At 71.1% G+C, this 23,561-nt stretch carries 13 protein-coding genes; 8 read left to right on the top strand and 5 right to left on the bottom strand.

Features of this window, described 5'->3' with window-relative positions; genetic code table 11:
- Nucleotides 1-49: 49 nt before the first annotated feature.
- The 8 genes from sctJ to asnB all read left to right on the top strand — a co-directional run bounded on the left by sctJ (nt 50) and on the right by asnB (nt 8,424).
- Nucleotides 50-934, top strand: coding sequence for a type III secretion system inner membrane ring lipoprotein SctJ (gene sctJ / locus H0X95_RS25405; RefSeq protein ID WP_059722001.1), 885 nt, complete (start codon nt 50-52; stop codon nt 932-934).
- Nucleotides 931-1,671 carry a SctK family type III secretion system sorting platform protein gene (locus tag H0X95_RS25400; protein WP_048989439.1) on the top strand — a complete coding sequence of 247 codons (741 nt, stop codon included), beginning with the start codon at nt 931-933 and terminating at the stop codon, nt 1,669-1,671. Before sctJ ends, H0X95_RS25400 begins: the two co-directional genes overlap by 4 nt.
- Nucleotides 1,653-2,282 carry a type III secretion system stator protein SctL gene (gene sctL, locus H0X95_RS25395; RefSeq protein ID WP_006487566.1) on the top strand — a complete coding sequence of 210 codons (630 nt, stop codon included), beginning with the start codon at nt 1,653-1,655 and terminating at the stop codon, nt 2,280-2,282. Before H0X95_RS25400 ends, sctL begins: the two co-directional genes overlap by 19 nt.
- The gene (gene sctN / locus H0X95_RS25390) at nt 2,279-3,652 is read left to right on the top strand and encodes a type III secretion system ATPase SctN (RefSeq protein WP_006487564.1); all 1,374 of its coding nucleotides are present in this window, start codon (nt 2,279-2,281) and stop codon (nt 3,650-3,652) included. Before sctL ends, sctN begins: the two co-directional genes overlap by 4 nt.
- Nucleotides 3,645-4,331 carry a hypothetical protein gene (locus H0X95_RS25385; RefSeq protein ID WP_006495896.1) on the top strand — a complete coding sequence of 229 codons (687 nt, stop codon included), beginning with the start codon at nt 3,645-3,647 and terminating at the stop codon, nt 4,329-4,331. Before sctN ends, H0X95_RS25385 begins: the two co-directional genes overlap by 8 nt.
- Nucleotides 4,325-5,134: a type III secretion system export apparatus subunit SctT gene (gene sctT / locus H0X95_RS25380; RefSeq protein ID WP_006489708.1), complete on the top strand. Its 810-nt coding sequence runs from the start codon at nt 4,325-4,327 to the stop codon at nt 5,132-5,134. Before H0X95_RS25385 ends, sctT begins: the two co-directional genes overlap by 7 nt.
- A gap of 16 nt (nt 5,135-5,150) precedes the next feature.
- Nucleotides 5,151-6,182: an EscU/YscU/HrcU family type III secretion system export apparatus switch protein gene (locus H0X95_RS25375; RefSeq protein WP_006495898.1), complete on the top strand. Its 1,032-nt coding sequence runs from the start codon at nt 5,151-5,153 to the stop codon at nt 6,180-6,182.
- A 271-nt stretch (nt 6,183-6,453) separates the two neighbouring features.
- Complete coding sequence (asnB, locus tag H0X95_RS25370; protein ID WP_059722002.1) at nt 6,454-8,424, top strand: asparagine synthase (glutamine-hydrolyzing); 1,971 nt, start codon at nt 6,454-6,456, stop codon at nt 8,422-8,424.
- Nucleotides 8,425-8,468: 44 nt separating this feature from the next.
- On the opposite strand, the gene H0X95_RS25365 is transcribed toward asnB, so the two are convergent.
- The 5 genes from H0X95_RS25365 to H0X95_RS25345 all read right to left on the bottom strand — a co-directional run bounded on the left by H0X95_RS25365 (nt 8,469) and on the right by H0X95_RS25345 (nt 23,474).
- The gene (locus H0X95_RS25365) at nt 8,469-19,868 is read right to left on the bottom strand and encodes an LWXIA domain-containing protein (RefSeq protein WP_059722004.1); all 11,400 of its coding nucleotides are present in this window, start codon (nt 19,866-19,868) and stop codon (nt 8,469-8,471) included.
- A 195-nt stretch (nt 19,869-20,063) separates the two neighbouring features.
- Complete coding sequence (locus H0X95_RS25360) at nt 20,064-20,849, bottom strand: lytic transglycosylase domain-containing protein (protein WP_059722006.1); 786 nt, start codon at nt 20,847-20,849, stop codon at nt 20,064-20,066.
- Nucleotides 20,846-21,520: a type III secretion system export apparatus subunit SctR gene (gene sctR / locus H0X95_RS25355; RefSeq protein WP_006480865.1), complete on the bottom strand. Its 675-nt coding sequence runs from the start codon at nt 21,518-21,520 to the stop codon at nt 20,846-20,848. The genes H0X95_RS25360 and sctR overlap by 4 nt, the downstream gene beginning before the upstream one ends.
- 3 nt (nt 21,521-21,523) lie before the next feature.
- The gene (gene sctQ, locus H0X95_RS25350) at nt 21,524-22,675 is read right to left on the bottom strand and encodes a type III secretion system cytoplasmic ring protein SctQ (protein ID WP_196446258.1); all 1,152 of its coding nucleotides are present in this window, start codon (nt 22,673-22,675) and stop codon (nt 21,524-21,526) included.
- A gap of 400 nt (nt 22,676-23,075) precedes the next feature.
- Entirely contained in the window at nt 23,076-23,474 is a 399-nt protein-coding gene (locus H0X95_RS25345; protein WP_006485803.1) for a winged helix-turn-helix domain-containing protein, read from the bottom strand.
- Between the last annotated feature and the right edge of the window lie 87 nt (nt 23,475-23,561).

The raw sequence follows: 23,561 nt of genomic DNA, 5'->3' as shown, positions 1-23,561 counted from the left end.
AGCCGGTGCGTGTGCCTGCAACGGCCGCGCGCCCTGAAGCGGACAAACGATGACGACGATCGATTCGACGCCGCGCATGCATGCGTGGCGCAGCCGGGCGGCGCGCGCGCTGCTCGCGGGGCTGCTCGTGCTGTTGGCCGGGTGCCAGAAGGAGCTGTACTCGGGCCTGTCGGAGCGCGATGCGAACCAGATGGTCGCGGTGCTCGGCGACGCGGGCATCAGCGCGTCGAAGGACAACGATGCACGCGACACGTCGGACCGCAACGCGTGGCTCGTGAGCGTCGCGGACGGCGACATGCAGGCGGCGCTCACGGTGCTGCAGGCGAACGGGCTGCCGAAGCCGAGCTATGCGAGCCTCGGCGAGCTGTTCCAGAAGCAGGGGCTCGTGTCGACCCCGGCCGAGGAGCGCGTGCGCTATCTGTACGGCGTGTCGCAGGACCTGTCGCGCACGCTGCAGGACATCGAAGGCGTGGTGGTCGCGCGCGTGCAGGTCGTGATTCCGGAGAACGATCCGCTCGCGGACAAGATCAAGCCGTCGTCGGCCGCGGTGTACATCCGCTACCGGCCGGGCGTCGACCTGCGCGCGATGGCGCCGATGGTCAAGGATCTCGTCGCGCACAGCATCGAAGGGCTGCAGTACGACAACGTGTCGCTGTTCCTGCAACCGGCCGCCGCGCGCGCGACGCGGGTGGACGGCATCGGCAGCGCTGTGTCGGACATCCTGCGGCTGCGCTCGCCGCTCGGCTGGCTGGTGTTCGCGCTGATCCTGCTGACCTGCGCGGTGATCGCGCTGTCGGCCGCCCGGCGCGGGATGTTCGGCGCGCGCCTCGCGGGCCTGGTCGGCGCACCGCGCGGCGCGAACGGCGGTGGTTCGGCCGCGCAGCAGGCAGGCGGCGGGCTGCGTACGCCGGACGGCGCGCGCGACGGCGCATGAGCGACCCGCACGCGCTGCCGCCGGGCGAGGCGGGCGAGGCGGCGCCGCTGCCGTGGCTGCAGCCGCTCGCGCCGCCGCCCGCCGCGCGCGCTGCCGCGTTTCATGCGCTCGTCTGCGACTTCAACCTGCGGCCCGACCGCTATCTGCACGTGACGCGCGTGCCGGCCGACTGGCCCGCGCGCTATCGTTCGCCGGACGCGTTCGGCGCGGCCGGCCGCAAGCTGCTCGCGCGGCACCTGCTCGACCTGCACGGCGTGGCCGACCGGCACGACTTCGACGTCGCGAGCCCGTGCGCGCGGCTTGCGCTGCTGCCCGGCGCGGCGCTCGAACAACTGGCCGCGTATGCGGGGCTGCTGCTGCATCGCGCATGGCTGCGCGACGCGCTGGCGGGGCGGCGCATTCGCGCGGAAGTCGCGGCGCGGCTCGGCGGCGATGCGCTCGAACTCGCGCTCGAACGCGCGCCGGAATTCGGCGCGCTCGCCGAAACGCTCGAACCGTGGCGCGCCGATCCCGCCGCGCTGCCGGTCGTGATCCGCGCGCGCGGCGGGCGCCTGCTCGCCGATTTCATCGGCGTGGCCGGCGACGCGGTGGCGCGGCGCGTGCGCCTGAAATTCAACCGCGCGATCGACGACGAAGCGCCGTACTGGCTGAACCGCGCGCAGCGCGACCAGTTCGGCGAACTGATGTTCCTGTTTCTGATTCCCGAGAGGCTTGCGTCATGGGACTGGCTTTTCTGATCACGAGCGACAACCTGCAGCTGCTGTCCGAGCGCAAGGTGCTCAAGGAGCGCGAATACGCGGCGCTGCTCGATGCGTCCGCGGTGATCGCGACCGCGCATGAAGAAGCGGCGCGCATCGTCGCCGACGCGCAGCGCGAATTCGACAAGCGCCAGGCGGCCGGCTACGACGAAGGCATGCGCCGCGCGCAGCGCGAGCAGGCCGCGCAGGCCTACACGCAGGCGCTCGCCGCGACGCGCACGATGGAAACGATGAAGGATGCGATGGCCGATATCGTCGTGAAGGCCGTGCGCGCGATCGTCGGCGAGATGAGCACGCAGAAGCTGTACGAGGCCGCGCTCGCGCGGATCGCGCCGCTCGTGCGCGACGAGGCGTTCCTGATCGTGCGCGTCGCGCCCGGCCGCACGGACGAAATGCGCGACGCGCTCGACGGCGCGTTCGCCGGGCAGTCGAACCGGCAGAAGATCCGCATCGTCGAGGATGCGCAGCTCGAACGCCACGCGTGCACGGTCGAGACGCCGTCCGGGCGGATCGACGCGAGCCTCGACCTGCAGATCGACGCGCTGCGCCAGGCGATCCGCCGCGACGCGCTGAAAGGGGCCGCGCGATGAGCGCACCGCTCGACGATCCGCCGTCGTTCGGCGACGACGACGCGCCGTTCGATCGCGGCCGCCTGGTCGGCGAGCTCGACGCGGGGCTCGCGTTCTTCTCGCCGGTCTCGGTGCAGGGCCGCGTCAACCACGCGGTCGGGCAGATCCTGAACGCGACGGGCATCCGCGCGCGGCTCGGCGAGATCTGCGAGCTGCGCACGCCGAACCAGCCGACGCTGCTCGCGGAGGTGGTCGGCTTCTCGCGGCAGACGACGCTGCTCACGCCGCTCGGCGACGTGGCCGGCCTGTCGCCGGAGACGACCGTCGTGCCGTCCGGGCGCGAACATGTCTTTCCGGTGGGCGAAGGACTGTTCGGCCGCGTGCTCGACGGGCTCGGCCGGCCGCTCGACGATCGCGGGCCGGTGACGGGCGCCGCGTGGGTGTCGACGCAGCAGGACCCGCCGAACCCGCTCGCGCGCAAGATGATCGACACGCCGTTTCCGACCGGCGTGCGCGTGATCGACGGGCTGATGACGCTCGGCATCGGGCAGCGCGTCGGCATCTTCGCGCCGTCCGGCGTCGGCAAGAGCACGCTGCTCGGGATGATCGCGCGCGGCGCGCAGGCCGACGTGAACGTGATCGCGCTGGTCGGCGAGCGCGGCCGCGAGGTGCGCGAATTCATCGAGCACAGCTTGTCGCCGGAAGTGCGCGCGCGGTCGATCGTCGTCGTGTCGACGTCCGATCGCCCCGCGATGGAGCGCGTGAAATCCGCGCTGGTCGCGACCGCGATCGCCGAGCACTTCCGCGATGCGGGCAAGCGCGTGCTGCTGCTGGTCGATTCGTTGACGCGCTTTGCGCGCGCGCAGCGCGAGGTCGGCCTCGCGAGCGGCGAGCCGCCGACGCGGCGCAGCTTCCCGCCGTCGACGTTCGCGGTGTTGCCGCGCCTGCTCGAACGCGCGGGGCAGGGGGCGCACGGGTCGATCACCGCGCTCTACACGGTGCTCGTCGAAGGCGACGAGGAATCGGACCCGATCGCCGAGGAGGTGCGCTCGATCCTCGACGGCCATATCGTGCTGTCGCGCAAGATCGCGCTCGCGAATCGCTATCCGGCGATCGACGTGCTCGCGAGCCTGTCGCGGGTGATGCCGCTCGTCGCGAGCCGCGCGCACCAGCATGCGGCCGCGCGCGTGCGCGAGTTGATCGCGAAGTACCAGGAGATCGAGCTGCTCGTGCAGATCGGCGAGTATCGCGAAGGCAGCGACCGGCTCGGCGATCTCGCGCTGCGCGCGCGCGACGCGATCGGCGCGTTCTGCGCGCAGGCGTCGGACGAGGACGTGCGCTTCGACGCGCTGCTCGCGAAACTGACGAAGCTGGCGAACGATCATGTCTGAAGCCGACGACCGCCTCGTGCTCGCGACGCTTGCCCGCCTGAAGCGGGTGCGCGAGATGCGCAGCCAGATCGCGCGCGTCGCGGCCGCGCGCCAGCAGGGCATCGCCGCGCAGAGCCGGCGCGCGCTGGCGGCCGCGCAGGCGCAGCTCGCGCAGCAGGTCGCCGCGAAGGCCGCGATCCAGACGCGCCTGGCCGACGACGTGCGCGAAGCGCGCGCGTTGCAGAACGCGGCGGCCGATACGCGCACGTTCGACCGGCATATCGGCACCGCGAACGCGTCGGTGAGCGAGGCCGCGCACGTGCATCGCGGCCACGAGGCGACGCTCGCCGACCTGCAGCGCGCCGCACGCAAGGCGAAGGCCGCCGAGGACAAGCTGGAGAAAGCCGGCGAGAAGGCGCTGCATGCGCGCGCCGCGCGGGTCGAGCGCGACGCCGACGACGTCGCGGACGGCTACGCGGTGCGACGCTTCGCGACCGGCGGCACCTGGGTGGCCGGCGCGGGCGACGCGGCCGGTCACGGGTCCACGTCGCCGGAGGCCGCCGCCGCGTTCGATGCGGCGATGACCGACGTGGAGACGGGCGCCGCCGCTGCCGCTGAAGCCGATGCATCCGATACATCGGACGCACCCGCCATGCCCGACGATTCCGTCCCGTCCGCCGCCGCGGAGCGCCGATGCTAGACCAGGCCGCGGGTTTCAACGACGTCGCCGGCATGCTGCGGCCGCTGCTCTACGTGATGCCGCGTCTGTTGCCGGTCATGCTGATCGTGCCGGTGTTCAACGAGCAGATCATCACGGGCCTCGTGCGCAACGGGATCGCGGTCGTGATCGCCGCGTTCGTCGCGCCGACGATCGATGCCGCGCAGGTGGCCGCGCTGCCGTTCCTGATGTGGTGCCTGCTGGTCGCGAAAGAGGCGATGGTCGGCATGCTGCTCGCGGGCGCGTTCAGCGCGGTGCTGTTCGCGATCCAGGGCGTCGGCTACCTGATCGATTTTCAGACCGGCAGCGGCAGCGCCGCGTTCTTCGATCCGATGGGTGGCCACGAGGGCGGCCCGACTTCCGGATTCCTGAATTTCGTCGCGATCGCGCTGTTCGTGACAGCCGGCGGGCTGCAGGTGCTCGTGCAACTGTTCGCGCAGTCGTACGCCTGGTGGCCGATCGGCTCGCTCGGCCCCGATTTCTCGTCGATGCTGCAGACCTTCATCGTGCGGCAGACCGACACGATCTTCGAATGGATGGTGAAGCTCGCCGCGCCGGTCACGATCGTGCTGGTGCTCGTCGAGCTCGGCGTCGGGCTGGTCGGGCGCGCGGTGCCGCAGCTCAACATCTTCGTGTTCTCGCAGCCGCTGAAGAGCGCGCTCGCGATGCTGATGATGATCCTGTTCCTGCCGGTGGTGTACGCGTCGCTGCATGCGCTGCTGAGCCCCGACAGCGGGTTGATGGCGCTGCTGCGCGCGTTGTTCGCCGCACACGGCGGCGGCTGAGCGCGCGGGAGCCGACATGGCCGAAAAGGACCAGAAGCCGACCGCGAAGCGCCTGCGCGAGGCGCGCGAGAAAGGCGACGTGCCGAAAAGCGCGGAAACGGTGTCGTCGGCGTTCTTCGTCGGCGTGTGCGTGGCGCTCGCGGTGGGCATCGGTTCGCTGTTCGCGCGGTTGCAGGCGCTGTTCCGGCTCGTGTTCGACGCGGTCGGCGCGGCCGATCCGGCCGCGCGGCTCGCGGTGCTGATCGACGGCGCCGCGCGCGACTGGGCGATGCTGTCCGCGCAGATCGTCGCGGCCGGGCTGCTGGCGGGGTTGCTCGCGGGCTTCGTGCAGGTGGGCGGCGTGATGGCGTGGAGCCGCCTCGTGCCGCAGTTGTCGCGGCTCAACCCGGCCGAGGGGATGAAGAACCTGTGGTCGCTGCGCAACCTCGTCAATCTCGCGAAGATGTTGCTGAAGACGGCGCTGCTCGTCGCGACGCTCGGCTGGCTGATCGTCGAGTCGCTCGATCCGTCGGTGCAGTCGGGCTTCACGCGGCCGGTCTCGATCCTCGCGCTGATCGTGAAGCTGCTGATGCTGCTGTTCGGCTGGGCCGCGCTGATCTACATCGTGATGGCGTTGATCGACATCGTGCACCAGCGGCACGAGTTCAACCAGAAGATGAAGATGTCGATCGACGAAGTGCGGCGCGAGCACAAGGAGGACGAAGGCGATCCGCACATCCAGGCGAAGCGCCGCCAGCTCGCGCGCGAAGTGCAGTTTGCGTCGCTGCCCGACCGGATCGGCTACGCGTCGGTGGTCGTCTATTCGCCGCGCGTCGCGGTCGCGCTCTACTACGGCGGGATGGGCTCGCTGCCGTGGGTACTCGCGCGCGGCGAGGGCGACGCGGCCGAGCGGATCGTGCGGCTCGCCCGCGACGCGCTGCGCCCGACGCTCGCGAACGTCGGGCTCGCGCAGGCGCTGTACGAGACGACGCCCGAGAACGGCACGATCCAGCCTCAGCATTTCCGCGAGGTCGCGCAGTTGCTGAAATGGGCGACCGGCGCCGGTTGACGGCGGCGTGGCGTGGCGGCGTTGCCGTCGGCATACGGCCCTTTTTTCATCCGCAACGCTTGCCGGCCAACTCACCGGATTCGATATGGCCCCTTGCGCGACCATCCGCACGCGGCACTTGACGTCCATTTTTTTCCGGACGGTGCCGACATTCACTGGTGAATTATTGCTGATTTATTTCTTCGTAATATGGCTCGACCGTCATGCCCGACGGCGGGCCGCGAGGTTGCGCGGTGCGTGACGGAACTGGTCAACAGGGGCAGACAAATCAATGTGCGGAATCGACGGCTTTCTGAATAGCGTCGCCTTCGATGAGGAGACAGCGCGCGGCACGCTCGCGCGAATGACGGCGAGCCTCGCGCATCGCGGGCCGGACGGGCAGGGGATCTGGGTCGACCCGGAAGCCGGCATCGCGCTCGGCCACCGGCGGCTCGCGATCGTCGACCTGTCGGTGCACGGCCGGCAGCCGATGGCTTCCGCGTGCGGCCGCTACGTCCTCGTCTTCAACGGCGAAATCTACAACCATCGCGAACTGCGCGCGGAGCTCGAGCGTGCGGGGCGCGCACCGGCGTGGCGCGGCCACTCCGACAGCGAGGTGCTGATCGCGGCGATCGTCGCGTGGGGCGTCGAGGCCACGTTGCGCCGCGCGACCGGCATGTTCGCGTTCGCGCTGTGGAATCGCGCGTCGCGGGTGCTGACGCTCGCACGCGACCGGATCGGCGAGAAGCCGCTCTACTACGGCCGGATCGGCGACGCGCTGGTGTTCGCGTCCGAGCTGAAGGCATTGCGCGGCTACCCGGGCTTCGACGGCACGGTCGACCGCGACGCGCTGTGCCTGTACCTGCGCCAGTCGAGCGTGCCCGCGCCTTACACGATCTATCGCGGCATCCGCAAGCTGCCGCCCGGCACGTACATCCAGTTCGAACATGCGCGCGACACGCCGCGCCTGCGCGCGTACTGGACGCTCGAACAGGCGATCGAGGCGGGCCGCGCGCAGCCGTTCGAAGGCACCCCCGACGAAGCCGTCGGCCAGCTCGACGCGATCCTGCGGCAGGCCGTCGCGCGGCAGATGGAGGCCGACGTGCCGCTCGGCGCGTTCCTGTCGGGCGGCGTCGATTCGTCGGCGATCGTCGCGCTGATGCAGGCGCAATCGGCGACGCCGGTCGACACGTTTACGATCGGCTTCCACGAGGCCGGCTACGACGAAGCCGGTTACGCGAAGGCCGTCGCGCGCCATCTCGGCACGCGCCATACCGAGCTTTACGTGACCGCCGACCATGCGCTCGGCGTCGTGCCGAAGCTGCCGTCGATCTACGACGAGCCGTTCTCCGATGCGTCGCAGATCCCGACCTTTCTCGTCTCCGAACTGACGCGCCGGCACGTGAAGGTGAGCCTGTCCGGCGACGGCGGCGACGAGCTGTTCGGCGGCTACACGCGCTATTTCCTGACGCCGCGCCTGTGGCGCAAGCTGCATCGCGTGCCGGGCGCCGTGCGCGCGCGGATCGCCGCCGCGTTGCACGCGCTGCGGCCCGACCACGCGGACCAGCTGGCGGCCGTCGCGCAGGGCGCGTGGGGCGGCGGCGTGGAGGCGCGCGAATCGACGTCGCGCATCGGCGATCGCCTGCACAAGCTCGGCCATGTGATGACGGCCGAAAGCCGCATCGGGCTGTACCGGCTGCTGATGTCGTCGGTGCATCATCCGGAGCGCCTCGCGCTGTCGGGGCAGGAGCCGCCGACGCCGCTCGACACGGTGTCCGCGTGGCCCGCGCATCTGAGCTTCGCCGAGCAGGCGATGGCGATCGACACGCTCACGTACCTGCCGACCGACATCCTCGCGAAGGTCGATCGCGCGGCGATGGCCGTGAGCCTCGAGACGCGCATGCCGTTCCTCGATCATCACGTCGTCGAATTCGCGTGGCGCGTGCCGGCGTCGGTGCGCTTGCCCGAAGGGCAGTCGAAGGCGCTGCTGCGCCGGCTGCTCGACCGGTACGTGCCGTCCGCGCTGATCGACCGGCCGAAGCAGGGCTTTTGCGCGCCCGTCGACCACTGGCTGCGCGGCGCGCTGCGCGACTGGGCCGAGGCGCTGCTGCGGCCGTCGCGCCTGCGCGAAGAAGGCTTCTTCGATGCGGCGGCGGTCGAGCGGCTGTGGCGCCAGCACCAGACGGGCCGGATGAACTGGCAGCACCAGCTGTGGACGGTGCTGATGTTCCAGGCGTGGCTGGAGGCGCAGCGCGCGGCGTGACGGCATCGTCGTGCCCGCCGCCGTGACGCGCGGCGGGCCGACCGTCATCCGACCACCAGCGGCGTGCCGACCGGCAAGTGCGTGGCATCGCGCGCGGCCGACGGATTGAGCTGCAGGATTTCTTTCAGCGCACGCGCATCCTGTTCGCCGCGTGTCATCGCCTGCTGGTCGGCACGCGATACGTGCGCGGCGTCCAGCAGCGACTGGCGATGCTGGTCCGCGATCACCCATAGCGAATCGCCGTCGACGACGATGTAGGGCTGCGGAGCGTTCGACGGCGACGGCGGGTTCGACGGCGTGCCTGGCGACGGTTGCGGTCGGGACGGCGAGGCGGCGCTCGCCGAAGGCGACGGCGGCGCGCTCGGCTGCGCCGCATGCGTGGCGGGCGCCGGGTGTCCCGGCGTGGCGGCCGACGACGGCGCGACGGCGTGCTGGGTCGCCCCGCCGCCCGGCTGCTGCGTGCCGGATGGCGGCGCCTTGCCGTCGTCGTCCTCGAACGCGGTGTAGATCCACTTGCCGACATAGATCAGGATCGGCGCGACCATGAGCGACGTCGGAATCGAGCCGGTGAGCCGCTTCGGCAGGTTCGGGAAATGCGTGTCGATGCGCGCGAGCGCGAGCAGCGTCGCGGACGACAGCGACGAAATCGCGATCGGCAAGTCCGACTGGATCGCGGGATGCGGGCCGACGAATGGCGCGATCGCACCGCCGGCGATGCTCGCGAGATCCGACATCAGGTCGATGCCCCGCACGACGCGGCTACGCCGTTCGATGCTCAGGTGCGCGAACGCGCTGCCCTGCACGAGGCCGGTATACGTGATGCCGAGCAGCGCGCCGGCCGCGCCCAGCGCCGGCACCACCGACGGATTCTGCAGCAGCGCATGCAGCGACAGCTCGCCGAGGCTCGCATAGCCGGCGATCGCGGCGGCGCGTCCGGCCTTGCCCATGAAGCGGCGCGGATTGCCGTAATGCAGCTGCTGGATCGAGGTGCCCGCGAGCACGCCCTGCATCTGCTGGAGCATGTCGTTGGCGATCATCTTCGTGTATTCCAGCGTCTTGTCCGCCGGCAGCGACGCGGCCTTGTGCAATTCCAGCTGGAGATGAATCTTCGCCCGCGCGCTCTCGGCGAGCAGGATCAGCGACGCGTTGCGCTGCTCGGCATGCATCTGGTGCGCGTCGAGCTGATTGTTCAGGCCGTCGACGAAGCGGTCGATCACGCGATCGAACAGCCGCGGGTCGCCGCTTTGCAGCGCGCGCACGGTGTCCTGGTGCACGGCCTGCACGAGCCGGCCGGTCCGCACGCCGACGAACGCCGCGTTCGCGGCCTGCTTGAACTTGTCCGGCGTCAGGCCGAAGTGATGGACCGCGAAGCCGGCCCCCGCGCCGATCGCGATCGACAGCAGGTTCTTGCGGTTCAGCAGCGCGGCGATCCAGCTGTCCGGCTGATGCAGGCGCAGCGCATGCAGTTCCGCGGCCGCGGCGAGCGGATCGTCGGGACGCATCGGCTCGTTCGTCTGCGCGCTGACGAGCCGGCTTTCGCTGATCGGCTGCGTATCGGCCGCGACGAGCGCGGGCGCGAGGACGGTTTCGCGCCAGGCCTGCAGCGGTTCGACACCGGCGCCGCCGCCGTCCGTCGTGACGATCTGTTCCGGCGCCGCGAGCCGCGCGCCGACGTCGGTGAGCCATCGTTCGGTGAACATCCGGGCGGCGTCGCTGGCCGCGGGCGCGCGGCGCGGGTCGGCGGCCCATCGGTCCGCCGCGAAGCGCGACGTCGCATAGCGGGCGCGATGCAGCAGTTGCGTGGTGTTGCCTTCGTACAGTTGCTGGCGCAACGCCGCGAGCCGCGCGGGCGACATGCCGCGCGCCCGGCCGATGCGGTCGACTTCCGCGAGCAGCAGGCCGTGCTGGTTCATCAGCGTCGTGCGGTCGACGCGGTCGTATACGCGCGTCAGCGCGTCGGCGCCGTGCAGTCGCGCGAGCGTCGGGTCGTTGGCCCTGGCGCGCTCGACGAGCAGCGTCGCGAGCGCGGTCGTCAGTTCCTGGTTCGCGACGAAGTCCGAGCCATGCGTCGCGTACGACAGGCCGACGTGCACCCACGGCAGCGCCGGATGGTCGAGCAGCGATTTCGCGAGTTCCAGGTGGCTCGCGCCGGACGCGGGCTCCGGCACCGTATCCCAGCCGTGGAACGTCACCATCACGTGCGGCGCGGGCTGGCCGAGGTGCGTCCGGTTCCACGATTCGAGCAGCGCGCCGAGCCGCGCGTGGTCGTGATAGCCGGTGTTGGAGCCGGGCTGATGCCGGTGGTCGACGGACGACACCAGCGCCCGCGCCGGCGCCATTTCGAAGCGCAGCAGGAAGCCGGCCTTCGACGACGCATCGAGCCAGTTGTGCACGTACTGCTCGGCCAGGTCGTCGATACGCATCGACTTGCCGTTCGCACCGGTGATCGTGCCGGTCCAGTAGTCGATCGTCGCGTCCTTGTGGTCGCCGATCGACTTCGCGTCGTGCACGACGGCGGGGTCGTGCTTCGCGCCGCGCGTGGCCGCGAGCGTGTGCGGGTCGATCACGATCGTCACGGCCGGCATCACGCCGCCGTGCCGCTCGATCTGCGCGACGAATTTCGCGGGATCGTCGGAGAGCCGGAACGCGCGGCTCATCGGCACCACGCGCTGCTGGTACGCGGGATCGGCGGCGAGGAGGCGCCGGCGCAGCGCGCGATCGGTCGCGAGCGCGGTGCTGAAACGGCTCAGCACCTTTCTTCTGAGCGGGATCGGCGCATAGCGCGAGCCGCCGCCCGACCAGTCGCGCGCGACGTACAGCGGCATGCCGGTGTCGCGCAACGCCTGGGCGTCGGCCATGATCGCGGGCGGCACGCCGTTGACCGCATCGTCGAGTTCGAGCGGCGCGGCGCGCGGATCGCGCGCGTGCTGCACGAGCGCGTCGATCCGGTCGTAGTGCGCGAGCAGGGCCGACGCGTTGCCGTCGCCATAGCGCTGCAGCGATTCGACCTGCGTCGTGCTGACGAGCGACGGCTGATAGGTGCGCACGTCGAGCACCGGATGGCCGGATGCCGCTTGCCCGTTGCGCGCGGCCGCGGCGTTCGCGCGGCGGATCGACTGCAGCGCCGCGTGGCGTTGCGACCGCAGCCGCCGCGCCTCGGTCGCGCCCCAGTCGCGCCGCGCGTCGGACATGTGCGGCGACGGGTCTTTCGCCCATGCGTCGACGGTTGCGAGGCGGGTCTCGAGCGTCTTGAGCCGGGTGCCGCGCGCGTGCTCCGCAAGCGCATCCGGCGCGAGTTCGGTCAGCAGCAGATGGGTATCGCCGCCGTACGGGCCGCCGCCGATCGGCGACGCGTCGAGCGGCACGCCGGGGCTGTCGGGCTTGCGCCAGTTGTCATGCCAGGTCAGTTCGCCTTGCGCGTTGGCCGTGATCACCGCGCGCGGCTTGCCGAGCCGGTACGCGATGCGCTCGCCGCCGCCATACACGTAGATGAAATGCTTGCCGGGCACGAGGCCGCGCGCTTTCGCGAGACTGAGCAGGTGCACGACGTTGTGACCGCTGAAATCCAGCGCATGACCGGACGCGGCGGGCAGCAGCCCGGCTTCGAACGCGCGGGGCGCCGGCGCCAGCGCGGTGGTCGCGGGCGTGCGCGTGCCGCCGGCGGGCAGCGGGCGCGTGGCTGGCGATGCGCGGCCGAGCGTCGCGATCGCGCGGGCGCGGCGCAGTGCGATCGCGGCGCCCGTGCCGGTCAGCGACGCGAAGCGGCGCCGCAGGCCGTGCATGCCGCTGATCGCCACATGGCCGCCATAGTGCAGGCCGCGGCGCGGCAGGACTTCCGTCTTGTCCTTCTTCGGTGGTCGCGGCGCGTCGAAGCGGTCGCCGACCCGCGCCAGCGTGGCCGGTTCGACGCTGCTGACGAAGAACGTCATGCCGCGCGTGCGGGCCCGCGTGAGCGGCACGCCGTGCAGTTTGCCGTTCGGCCGCAACCGGATGCGGCCGCGCTGCGGATACGCGGCGGCGAGCGGCCGCTCCGTCACGTGAGTCCGTGCATGCGGGGCGTTTTCCCGGTATTGCCAGACACCGGTGGCCGAGTCGTAGCGCGCATGACCGGCGATCTTGCCGGTCGCCTTGTCGACGACGTAGATCGTGTCGGCGTGGCCGGCCGCCGCGACGGCCTGTTTCGCGCGTGCGAAATGCGGCGCATTCGACAGCGCGTCGATCGCATCGACGTACGCGTCGCGCACGCGCCCGTGCCGCGTGAATTCGACCGTCTCGCCTTCACGCGCGGGCTTGACCTTCGCCGGGCCGCCGAGCGCGACCAGTTCGCGGTGCGTGACGGGCGACGCATGGAAATCGAACGCGCGCCGCGCGGCGGCGGTGCCGGCCGGATCGCTGCGTTCCATCGCGCTCGACAGCGCCTGCTTCAGCGCCTGTCGCTCCTCGGCGTTCAGCGCGTTGCCGAGAAAGCGCAGGCGCCGGATCGCGCCATTCGCATCGACGTGCGCCGTCGCGACGAACGTCGGCGGCGCGTCGGGCGTCGGCTGGCCGGCCCGCGCGATCAGCAGCGCCGTGTCGGTGCCGGTCTGCTGCACCAGGTGTCCGAGCGTGGGCGCGTGCTGGCCTTCGGCGCGCGTCAGCGTGCGCATGTCGCGCGCGTCGAGCCACGCGCGTGCGTGCTTCATCGCGTTGCCGTCGACCGCATGGCGGGCGCGTGCCGGCCCGGCGAGCCGTGCCGCGACGGGGCGTCCGGCCGCCGCGCGAACCTGTTCGCCGTAGTACTCGCGATAGGTCGGATTGCCGGGCGTCGACGTGCGCATGTCGCCGAACGTGTCCGCGAGAGCGTCGAGCGCGGCCGGGTCGCGGCTCGTCAGCACATGCTCGGTCGCCCGGGCGAGCGCGTCGGGCAACGTCGCGTGGGTCGCGATGTCGGGCCCGCCGGCGGCGAGGATTTCGTTGCGGATCGTGTACGCGTTGACCTCCGCGCGCGCATCCGACTTCAGCAGCGCGGCCACGGCGGCTTCGGGGCTGGCGTGCTCGGCGGCCAGCGCGCCGGTCGCGAGATCGACGCTGTGCTGCAGTTCGTGGCCCCACACGAATACGAGCGTGCCGGCGCGGCGCGTATTGCCGTCGAGTACGATCGTGCGCGTGTCCGCGTCCGCGTAATGACCGCCGCCCGGCGTACCGACGCGGATCGTCCAGCCGTCGCTGCGGGCCAGCCGCATCTGCGCGCGGAAGGTCGGCGACTGTCGCGCGATCGCGTGCGCGCGCATCAGCAGCACGCGGCCGCGGAACCGCTGCACGACGCGCCCGAGCATGCCCGGGCGTTGCGCGTACGCGCCGCTTTCGGCGTAGGCGGGATGGGCGAGGCGAATGCGGCCCGTCGCAATGCCGCGCTGGATCGTGTCGATGACGCCGTCGATCCGCTCGACGACGTCGCCTTCCGGGTCCGCCTTGTGCAGTACCTGGCCGGGGTCGTGCAGCAGCACTTCGCCATGGCGGCCGAACAGCACCTGGAAGTCGTACAGCAGCCCGTGCCGCTGCGTGACGTTGCGAATGTTCGCGAGATCGTCGAGACCGCTGCGCCGGACCACGCCGGGCAGGCCGAGCCCTTTTTCCATCGCGGCGCTGCTCAGCAGTGCCGCCGGCTTGTACACGACGCCGACCCGGCCCAGGTGCGAGAACGGTCCGTCGACCGTGCTGACGGGCAGATCGAGCCGTTTCAGTTCACGCAGGCCGCCCTGTTCGGCGCCGATTTCCTCGTGCGCGACTTCCACGCCGTCCGGCGACGTGTCGCGGAAGAAGCCGATCGCCTGGCCCGTGCCGCCGTCGAATACCGTCTTGTAGAGCCCCGAGCCGACGAGCGGGCCGAGATGGTCGGCGGGATCGACGGTGCGCGCGGGATCGCCCGCGACGTGCAGCTGGCCGCCGGTGACCGACAGCTCGCCGAGCGCCGGCTGCTCGTAAGCGGCCGGCACGTAGCGGTTCATGCCGGACAGGTCGGTCAGTCCGCCGTCTGCGCCAACGGCGTCCGGATGCACCGCGTAGACGGGGCGTTGCCACAGGTTCGCCAGTTGCGCGGCCGCGCCTTCGTTCGCGTGCCGCGCGGCCAGGATCACCACGCGCTGGCCGGCGTACGGCGCATCCGACAGCAGCGAGAAGCCGTGCGGATCGATCGGCCGGCCGTCGGGGCCGAGCAGCGTGCCGTCGGGCTGCGTGTCGGCATGGACGATCGCGAGACGGTCGGCTTCATCCATCGACACGAGGCCGCGCCGCCTGAGCCCCAGCGCGTCGAGCGCCGGCGTCGCGGCGCCGAACGGCGACGCGTTGCGCTCGACGTGCGCGCGCGACCACGCGACGCGCTGCGCCTGGATCTCGCGCATCGAGCGCGGCGCGTCGTCGCGCGGCTTGTCGCGGCCGCCGTGGTCGTTCGGCGGATCGCCCGCATCGCGCGGATGCGCGTCGGCGCGACTGCCGAGATCGACGTCGTAGCGGGCCTCGAATGCATTGAGCTGCCGGCTCGCCTCGGCTTCGAGCGCCTTGCGCGTGTAGCGGCCGCCGCCCGGACGCTTGCCGGCGGCGTTCACGCGCGAACGGTCGCTGCCGAGCAGGCGCATCTGCTGCGCGAGCGTGCCCGACTGTTCGGCGAACGCGCTGACCTGGTTCGGCAGCGGCGCGCCGCCGGCACGCATCTGCACGTCCGGGCGCTTGAGCTTCACGTCGCCGCGCTCGATCCCGCGTTCGAGCAGCGTGATCTGATCGTCGACGTCCGCGAGGGTCTGACGATACGCGTCGCTGTGGGTCTCGATCGGGCCGGGATCCGCGAGCAGCAGCCGGCCGTCGCGATACACGCCTTGCGGATCGAAGTAGAGCCGGTCCTGCTGAATCGCGTCGCGCAGCGTGCGCAGGGTCTGCAGCGATTCGGGGTCGAGCGTCGTCGGCAGCAGGCCGCGCCCGGCATCGCCGGTATGCAGCCCGCCGCGCGGCTGGTACAGCACCGCGACGCGGCCGGCGTGCGAAAACGGGCCGTCCATCGCGACGGTCGGGAGATCGTAGCGACGCCGCAGCAACGCGAGCGCCGCGCGTTCGGCGCCGGCGCTGGCCTGCTGTTCGGCGCGCGTGCTGAAATCCTCGTAGAGGGCGACGACCGCATCCCGGCCGAGCGCGAAGCCGCCCTTGTGCGCGCCGAAGCCGAGCAGCGCGCCAAGATGTTCGTTCAGGTCCACCGGCTTGCCGCTGTCCGCATGGAATACCTGCAGGCCGTCCGCCCGCAGCGGCCCGAGCGCGACCTCCGGATGCGGCGCGGGATCGAAGCGCAGGAAGCCGCTGGTCGCGCGGATCGTGCCGTCCGCCGCGAGCGCGCCGCGCGGTGCGACGAATACCGGACGGTTCCAGACGTTCGCGAGTTCGGGGGCCAGCCCGGCCTCCGCGCCTTCCGCGACGAGCACGATCGGTTCGTCGAGCCGGGACGGCGCCGGCAGCCCGTGGCGCGCGTCGAGCGCGAGTTCGTGGCCGGACAACGGCGTGCCGTCCGGGCGTGTCAGCGGCGCGTCCGGGCGGCCGTTGCGCACGACGAACAGCGTGCGCCCGCCATAGCTGTGCTGCTCGACGCGCGGCCCGCCGGGCGCGACCGCGACGTCCGCCTCGCGGGCGGCGAAGCCCGGCGCGAGCGGGGAGGATTCGATCGCATGGAGGACGGTCCAGGCGACGCGCTGGCGAAACGTCAGCGGTTCGAGCGGCCCGCCGGCGCCGGTTTCGGCCGGATCGGCGACCCGCCGGTACTGGATCGTCCGCGCGTCGCCGCTGCGGCGATCCGCGCGCGATGCGGTGCGTGCATCCTGGTCGTTCTCGGCGGCGCGTTCGCGCACCTGCGCGGACGAGCGGCCTGCCTGCGCGGTCGCGCGCGACGTCGCGGCGGCCGGCTCGGCCACGGCCGCCGTCGGGTCCGCTGCCGCGCGCAGCGTGGACGGGGTCGCGCGTGCCGCGTTCGTGCGGGCGCCATCGTCGTGCGGCGGCGCGGCCGTCGGCGTGGCGGGCGCCGGGCCCGCGCCGCGCGGCGTGCCGACCTGGCTCGGCGCGCGCAGCTCGATGCCGTCGGACAGCGTCAGGCTGCCGTCCCGGCCGGCCGTGATGCGGCCATCGGTACCATAGCGGTTGAAGCGCGTGCGCTCGAGGGTGCGCCACGAGCCGTCGACGCGTTCCGCGATCGTGATGCGGCCTTCGTGGTCGACGAACGCGGTGGTGCCGGTCTTGCCGCGTGCGCCGGTATTCACCGCATTCGCGCGGCTCAATACGCGGATCGGCACGCCTTCGTAGGTCAGCACGCGCTTGCCGACCATCAGCGTGCCGTCGCCGGCCACGGTCACGCTGCGGCCGTCGATGGTCGCGCGCGTACGGCCGAGCCGCAGCGTGTTCGTCGCCGTGTAGCGGCTCTGGCCGATGCGCACGGTCTGGTCGCCGATCTGCACGGCCTGGTTGTTCAGGTCGCGGCCGCCGAAGCCGCCGGTACGCCGCACGATGCCGGTCGTCACGGCCTTGAGCTTCTGGTGACCTTGCGCGAGGCCGAGATTCAGTATGAACGACGACGCATCGCCGGCGAGCCGGTCCGTATGACCCGTCACCGCATCGTGCACGAACTGCACGCCGGCTTCCGCCGCGCCGCCGAGACCGGTGACCGTCGTCGCGCGCCGCACGAAGGTCGCGAGCCCCTTCGAATCGTTCAGCAGCGTGGCGATCTTGCCGACGCCGCCGACGCCGGCCGGCACCAGGTTCAGGTAATCGGCGCGCGCTTCCGCATCGAGCGGGCTGATCGTGCGATCGTGCTGGATGCGATTGGCGAGGTCGTAGCCGGAGTTCGCGACGGCTGCCGCCGCCGACGTATAGATCAGCCCGGTGCCGGCCACGTTGAGCGCGACGCCGAGCGGCGCGCCGAATACCGTCGCGTCGAGCAGGCCGCCGCCGACTTCGAGCGCGATCCCGCCGAGCAGCATCCCGAGGTTCACGTCGCCGGAACCGAACGTGTGCATCACGCTTTCCCACCAGCTGTCGTCGTGCGCGGTGTTGTGCGGGTCGATCCGCGCGGTGCCGTTCGCGTCGTAGCCGGTCGCGATGTCGAGCGTGCCGTCCGACGACAGCGAGTTGTCGTCGATGAAGTTGTCGATGCTCGAGTATTTCGCGCCCTGATCGTCGACGTAGTGCGTGTCGCCGTTCTCGTTCGTGACCTTGAAGATCGCGCTCGTGACCAGGCCGGCGTCCTTCGACGCATAGACGATCGGCATCACGTTGACGCGCGTGCCTTTGCCGCCGCCCACCTTCAGCAGTTCGTCGCGAACCTTGTCGATCGATTCGAGCTTCTTGCCGTCGCTGAACTGCGCGGCATGCGGGTCGCCGGTCGCGCGGTCCGGCGACAGCCCGATCGCGACGCCGACGAGGTTGCGCTGCTCCGTGGGGTCCAGCAGGCCGAAGTCGATCCGCGTGCCGCGCCGCGTCGCGTCGCCGGCCTTGTCGAGCAGCGACTGCGACAGCTCGCTGCGGTGCGCGCCGAAGAAGTCGGACAGCGCCTTCGCGTAGTCCTTCTGATCGGATTCGGTCTTCGGATTGCGCAGCCGCTCGTCGAGATGCGCGTCGAATTCGTTGAACAGCACCTGCTGATGGAACGTTTCGCTGCGCAGTTGCGCGTGCTGGACGTCCCGGTTCGCCTGATCGAGTTCCGCGAGCGCATCGGCAAGCGGCTTCGCGTATTGATTGACGACGAACGGCACCGGCGCCGTCAACGGGATGTTCTTCGGCGTTCCCTGCGGTGTCGCGATGGAAAACACGCTCGGCGTCGGCCCGATGCCGTGATCGCGGTTCCACTGGTCGTACTGGGCCTGCAGCCCGTCGACCTTGATCTTCAGGTCCTGCTGCTTCGCCTGTGCATCGGTGAGCGCCTGCTTCGTCGCGCGCTCGTTGACGGACGCGGTCATCCGCTCGTCTGCCTGATGCAGCGCGGACGCGATCGTTTTCAGGCCCTTGATCTCGAGCGGCGTCGGATCGTTCGCGATGCACATCGTCCGGTGGTCGTACCGATTCTGCACGCCGGCGGCGATATCGTCGTAGTGGATCGCGAGCGCGTTGCCGTACGCGGCGACATAGCCGTCGTGCGCGAGGCTCGCGGCATCCTTCGCCTTCCACAGCTGCGTGGCCGCGTCTTCGACGCCGAGATCGGCGCGCGGGTCCATCAGCTTGACGCCGGGATGGTCGCGGCGCCATTGCGTCGCGCTCTTTTGCGTGGCGTCGTAGTTCTTCTGCTGTTCGTCGACCTGGCGATTCGCATACAGCATCTGCAGATACCCGCCGCTCACGCGCGCGCTGGCCTGCGCATGGTTCAGCAGGTCCTGCTGCGCGGCGACCGTCGTGCTCATCACGGTCGGCCCGTACTTGCCGGACACCGCGTTGTACGTGCCCTGGATGTCGGCGACCTTCGCCGCGTCGGTCGCCGCATTCAGGCATGCGTTCGCATAGTTCGCGTCGTCGGCGCTCTGCGTCAGTTGCGTCCGGGCCTCGTCGGGCTTCAGCGCCGGCGGCACGTCGATCACGCGATCGAGCGGCGCGAGCTGCTTGTTGATACGCGCGATGCCGGCATCCATCGCATCCGCGTAATCGCCGTTCGACCCATACGACTGCAACTGGGCGAACGCGAGGTTCGAATTCGCGATGTCGGCGTTGTGAAGCGCCTTCGCTTCGGACAGCTTCGCGTCCGCCTTCTGCCACGCGTCGTAGGCCTGCTTCTGCTGCGGCGTCCAGTCGTCCCGCGGCGACACCTTGGCCGGATCGTCGATGCCCGGGACGGCCGCCTTCAGCCGGTCGAGCGCCGCGTTCGCGTCGGCCTGCGCGGAGCCCGCCCGTTTCGGATCGAGCGCTTCGTTGTCGTGATCGGCCTGCTGCGCGTACGCGATCATGTAGCCGGCGTCGGTCGTGACGTCCAGTTCCTTTTCCGCTTTCGCGGTGGCCTGGTGCGCGTTGTCGTAGGCGGTTTGCGCGCTGGCGAGCGCGTCCTTCGTCGTGGACGGATCGTTCTTCGCGTGGGTCAGCGCGGTCTGCTTGTCCTGCTCGTCCTGCAGCGCGTTGTCGTATTGCGTCTGCGCGCCCTGGATCGCGGTCTGCGCGGCTTGGGTCAGCGGATCGTCGACCGTGATGTCGGGCGGCTTGGGCCGGTACTGTTCGGCGAGGCTCCTGATCAGCGAGGTCGCGGACGCGATTTCGGCATTGGTCGGCTTCGACGGGTCCGTATCGGGCGTGACCTGCACCGTGATCGGCGGCGGCGGGGGCGTGGCGGTCTGCTGTTTCGACGGGTCGCCCGATTGCTGAGCGGCCTGGCTTGCCGCTTTCGCGCGTTCGGCTTCGAGCGTGCGCTCGAGGAACGCCATCCAGTTGGCGCCCATGCCGACGCCGTCGATATCCAGCATCAAACTCCTCCCGGTCGCGCCGCGCTCGACGGGGCGCGCATTACGATGCCATTACGGTCAAGCTTGGAGTGTAGAAAGGCATGCGCCGCGGTGACGCAGCGCGTTTCGTAGCGCGCCGCCGATGCGCGCGTGCCGCCGGGTCGTCGCTACGAACGGCGCCGACGCGAGGCGGCGGGAACGAGGGTACGGGCCTGCTTACTGATCGAGACACCGCACGCACAGCCGCTTCGCCTGGTTCGCCGGCAGCCCGCGGCACATCATCACCACCGGACGCGCATGGCACGACGGCGCATCGGCGGACGCGGCGGGCGACGGCAGGCGGCGCGCGCGTTCGGGCGGCGTCGTGGCGGCCGCGGCCATGCGCCGCTGGCGTTCCGGCGGCGGCGTGTCGGTCACGACGGGGATCGGTTCGACGCCGCCTTCGCGCGCATTGCGCTGCGCGCTCGCGACGACGCGGCTCACGTAGCCGCTCGAGAAGCCGGTCGTGAAGTTGCCGCTGTAGTAGCACGACAGCGCCGCGCGCAACGCGGCCTGCGTCGCGCGGCCGGGGCCCGACGAGCGCGCGAAGCACTCGGTCAGGATCGCGCCGCCGGCCTGCAGGTTGCGGCACGGCTCGAACATCGTCGCTTCGTCGAGCCCGTATTTCGCGAAATTGCGTTCGTTGACCTGCGCGAGGCCGACGCTGTAGCTGAAGCCGCGCGACGACAGTTCGCGCGCGGTCGCGCGCGCCTCGTCGAGCGACGCGGGCTGGCGCGTCAGGTGCCCGCCGACCACGCCGATCGCATACGGATTGAAGCCCGACTCGGTACGCACGAGCGCGGCGAGCGTCGCGGGATCGACGTTCGGCGCGCAGGCGCGCGCCAGTTGCGCGAAACCGGCGCCGCCGGCTGCCTGCGCGACGCGCGGTGGCAGGCACGCGAGCGCGAGCAGGGCCAGCGCGCACAGGCACGCGGCGGCGGTGCGCAGGCGGCGCGCGTTCATCCCGCCCCCGCCACGCGGTACGACAGCACGAGCCCGTGCACGAGCAGCGACCAGCCGTCGAGCGCGACGAACAACAGCAGCTTGAACGGCACCGAGATCGTGGTCGGCGAGATCATCTGCATCCCGAGCGCCAGCAGGATGTTCGCGACCAGCAGGTCGACGACGATGAACACGATGTAGATCACGAAGCCGATCTGGAACGCCTTCGTCAGCTCGGCGAGCGTGAAGCTTGGCACCAGCACGAGCAGGTCGTCGTCCTTGATGCCGTCCGCGCGGTTCTTCGGCCAGACCGACGTCGCGGTGCGCACGAAGAATTCGCGGTCGCGCTGCCGCGTATGCGACACGAGGAAATCCTTGATCGGCGGCAGCGCGGCATCGGCGAGCGCGCCGATGTCCGAGGTCGACAACTGCCCCGACGCATCGAAGTGGCGCGCCTGCAGCGCATCGCGGATCGACATTCCGACGGGCGCCATGATGAACAGCGACAGGATCAGTGCGATGCCGTTCAGCACGAGGTTCGGCGGCACCTGCTGGATCCCGAGCGCGGAGCGCAGCAGGCCGAGCACGACCACCAGCTTCGTGTAGCTCGTCACCATCAGCGCCGCGAACGGCGCGATGCCGAGCGCGGCGATCACCGCGATCAGCGCGACCGGATTCGGCAGGTTGCCCATCGTTCAGCGCTCGCGCGGCGCGGGTTGCGTCAGCGTGACGACGCGCACGCCGAGCTTCTGGCCGACCGCGATCAGGTGGCCGGTGCCGATCAGCATCCCGTTCGCGACGAGATGGATCACGCTCTGGTTGATCCCTTGCTGCAGCTCGATCACGGCGCCCGGCTGCAGCGCGCTCAGTTCGCCCAGCGGCATCGACGTGGGCGGCAGCTCGAAGCGCAGGTCGACCGCGAGGCCGTCGAGCGAGCGTGGCGCGTCGCCGGGCGGCGCGTCGTGCGTCGTCGGCGGGGCGGAGTCGGTGCGGGTCGGTTCCAAAGGCATCTCCCTGATTCGTTCGACTGTGAGCCGGTTGCCCGACGGCCGTCCGGTGATCTCCCACGCCGGCGCGGCCGGCAGCCGCGCGACGCACAGCAGGTTCTGCTCGTGCGCCTGCCAGCGCTCGATCGCGATGATGTCGCCGCCGACGACGTCGGCCAGCTCGGCCGTCGTCAGCTCGGTGCGGCCGATTTCGAACACGAGCGGCACGGGCAGGCTCGCGTAGGTCGCGCGCGCGTCGGCGAGCGCGGCCGGCGCGGTCGCGAAGAACACGGCCAGCGCGTCCGGCGCGTCGAACAGCAGCGCGCCGTGGCAGCGCCACGCGGCGTCGGCGCGTCGCAGCTCGAACCGCAGCGCGGCCGGCGCTGCATCCCAGGCCGGTGCGCCGTCGGGCGGCAGCAATGCCACGCGCTGCCGGGTCGCTGCCTGCAGCACCGCAGCGAGCGGCGCGCACAGGTCGGCGAGCAGCGCCGCGCGGATCACGGCCGGGACCGCGGGGTCGGCCGCGTCGCCGAGCCATTCGGTTTCCGCGACCGGGTCGATCCACAGCGTGCCGGCGGCCGGGCCGACGACGAAGCGGTACGCGTGCGCATCGGCGGCCGGCTCGGCGTCGACGCGCCAGCGCACCTCGTACGCGTGCTCGCCGAGCGTGACCGGGACGGCGCCGGTCGCGCCGTACGCATGCGACAGCCCGCGCGCGGCGGCGGCGGACAGGCGCGGCAGGTAGGGCGACGCGTCGAGCGCGACCGCGGCCGGCACGGCGGCGGACGGCGGGGAAGCGGCGGGCATGGCCCGGTTCGCGGCGTCGCCGGCGTCGGCATTCGTCAGGAACAGCGCAGGCACGGCGGGATCGGGGCGGATTCGGCGTTGGTTCGACGGGTTGTTCTGATGCCGGCGGCGCCGGGGGCGCGCGGCTGCTGCGTCGATTGTAGGGACGGCGATGGCCGTGTGCCGCGCCGGAATCCGTAGTCGCGCACATCGTGCGGAGGCGGCGGGAGCGAGGCGCTACGAAGCGCGACGAAGTGCGGTGGAGTGCGTCCGAGTGCGCCGAAGTGGGCGACGCGACGGCTGGCCTCGAAAGCAACCGCCGCCCGGAGGCGGCGGTTGGGGCGCGACTGGCTGGCGGGCCGGGCGGCGTGCAGGCCGCGTCCGGCTGGCAGGCCGCGAGGGGCTGCGAATCCGCGCAGCGCGGTGGGGCAAGCGTGACCGGCGTGCCGCGAACGGGCGGCGCGCGGGTGAAGCGTTACGCGTAGTCGGCGGCCATCGCGGGTTGCGGCGCGGTGCGCAGCATCGGCGCCGCGTCGTGGCGTTCGACGTGCGTCATCGCCGCACCGAACAGCACCAGCCGATAGCCGACCGCGTAGATCGGGATGATTCGCAGGTTCTTGTCGTGTTCGAGCTGCAGCTTCGAACGGATCCGCGAGATATGGGTGTCGAGCGTGCGTGACGACACGCCGAGCTCGCGGCCCCACACGGCTTCCTGGATTGCCTGCCGCGGCACGATCTTGTTCATGTTGTCGAGCAGGAATTCGACGACGTCGAATTCGCGCGGCGTGACGTCAACGACCTTGTTGTCGATTTCGATCGTGCGGCGCACGAAGTTGATTTTTATGTTGTCGATGTACAGGTATTTGCAATCCATGGTGGCCCTCGCATGTCCATAAAGGAGTGTTTGCGGGGTCCTGTGCTGCAACTTTCGGGCCAGGGGGCGGTTGTCAGGGGGGAACGG

The organism is Burkholderia sp. 9779_493, from assembly GCF_015712215.1.
Lineage (GTDB): Bacteria > Pseudomonadota > Gammaproteobacteria > Burkholderiales > Burkholderiaceae > Burkholderia > Burkholderia cenocepacia.
This window is presented reverse-complemented; position numbering and strand designations above follow the sequence as displayed.

What these genes read in the sequence shown, in the direction of transcription:
- H0X95_RS25365 (WP_059722004.1), bottom strand. Translation starts at nt 19,868, where the DNA reads ATGCTGGATATCGACGGCGTCGGCATGGGCGCCAACTGGATGGCGTTC.
- sctN (WP_006487564.1), top strand. Translation starts at nt 2,279, where the DNA reads ATGAGCGCACCGCTCGACGATCCGCCGTCGTTCGGCGACGACGACGCG.
- H0X95_RS25375 (WP_006495898.1), top strand. Translation starts at nt 5,151, where the DNA reads ATGGCCGAAAAGGACCAGAAGCCGACCGCGAAGCGCCTGCGCGAGGCG.
- H0X95_RS25360 (WP_059722006.1), bottom strand. Translation starts at nt 20,849, where the DNA reads ATGAACGCGCGCCGCCTGCGCACCGCCGCCGCGTGCCTGTGCGCGCTG.
- asnB (WP_059722002.1), top strand. Translation starts at nt 6,454, where the DNA reads ATGTGCGGAATCGACGGCTTTCTGAATAGCGTCGCCTTCGATGAGGAG.
- sctL (WP_006487566.1), top strand. Translation starts at nt 1,653, where the DNA reads ATGGGACTGGCTTTTCTGATCACGAGCGACAACCTGCAGCTGCTGTCC.
- H0X95_RS25345 (WP_006485803.1), bottom strand. Translation starts at nt 23,474, where the DNA reads ATGGATTGCAAATACCTGTACATCGACAACATAAAAATCAACTTCGTG.
- sctJ (WP_059722001.1), top strand. Translation starts at nt 50, where the DNA reads ATGACGACGATCGATTCGACGCCGCGCATGCATGCGTGGCGCAGCCGG.
- H0X95_RS25400 (WP_048989439.1), top strand. Translation starts at nt 931, where the DNA reads ATGAGCGACCCGCACGCGCTGCCGCCGGGCGAGGCGGGCGAGGCGGCG.
- H0X95_RS25385 (WP_006495896.1), top strand. Translation starts at nt 3,645, where the DNA reads ATGTCTGAAGCCGACGACCGCCTCGTGCTCGCGACGCTTGCCCGCCTG.
- sctT (WP_006489708.1), top strand. Translation starts at nt 4,325, where the DNA reads ATGCTAGACCAGGCCGCGGGTTTCAACGACGTCGCCGGCATGCTGCGG.
- sctR (WP_006480865.1), bottom strand. Translation starts at nt 21,520, where the DNA reads ATGGGCAACCTGCCGAATCCGGTCGCGCTGATCGCGGTGATCGCCGCG.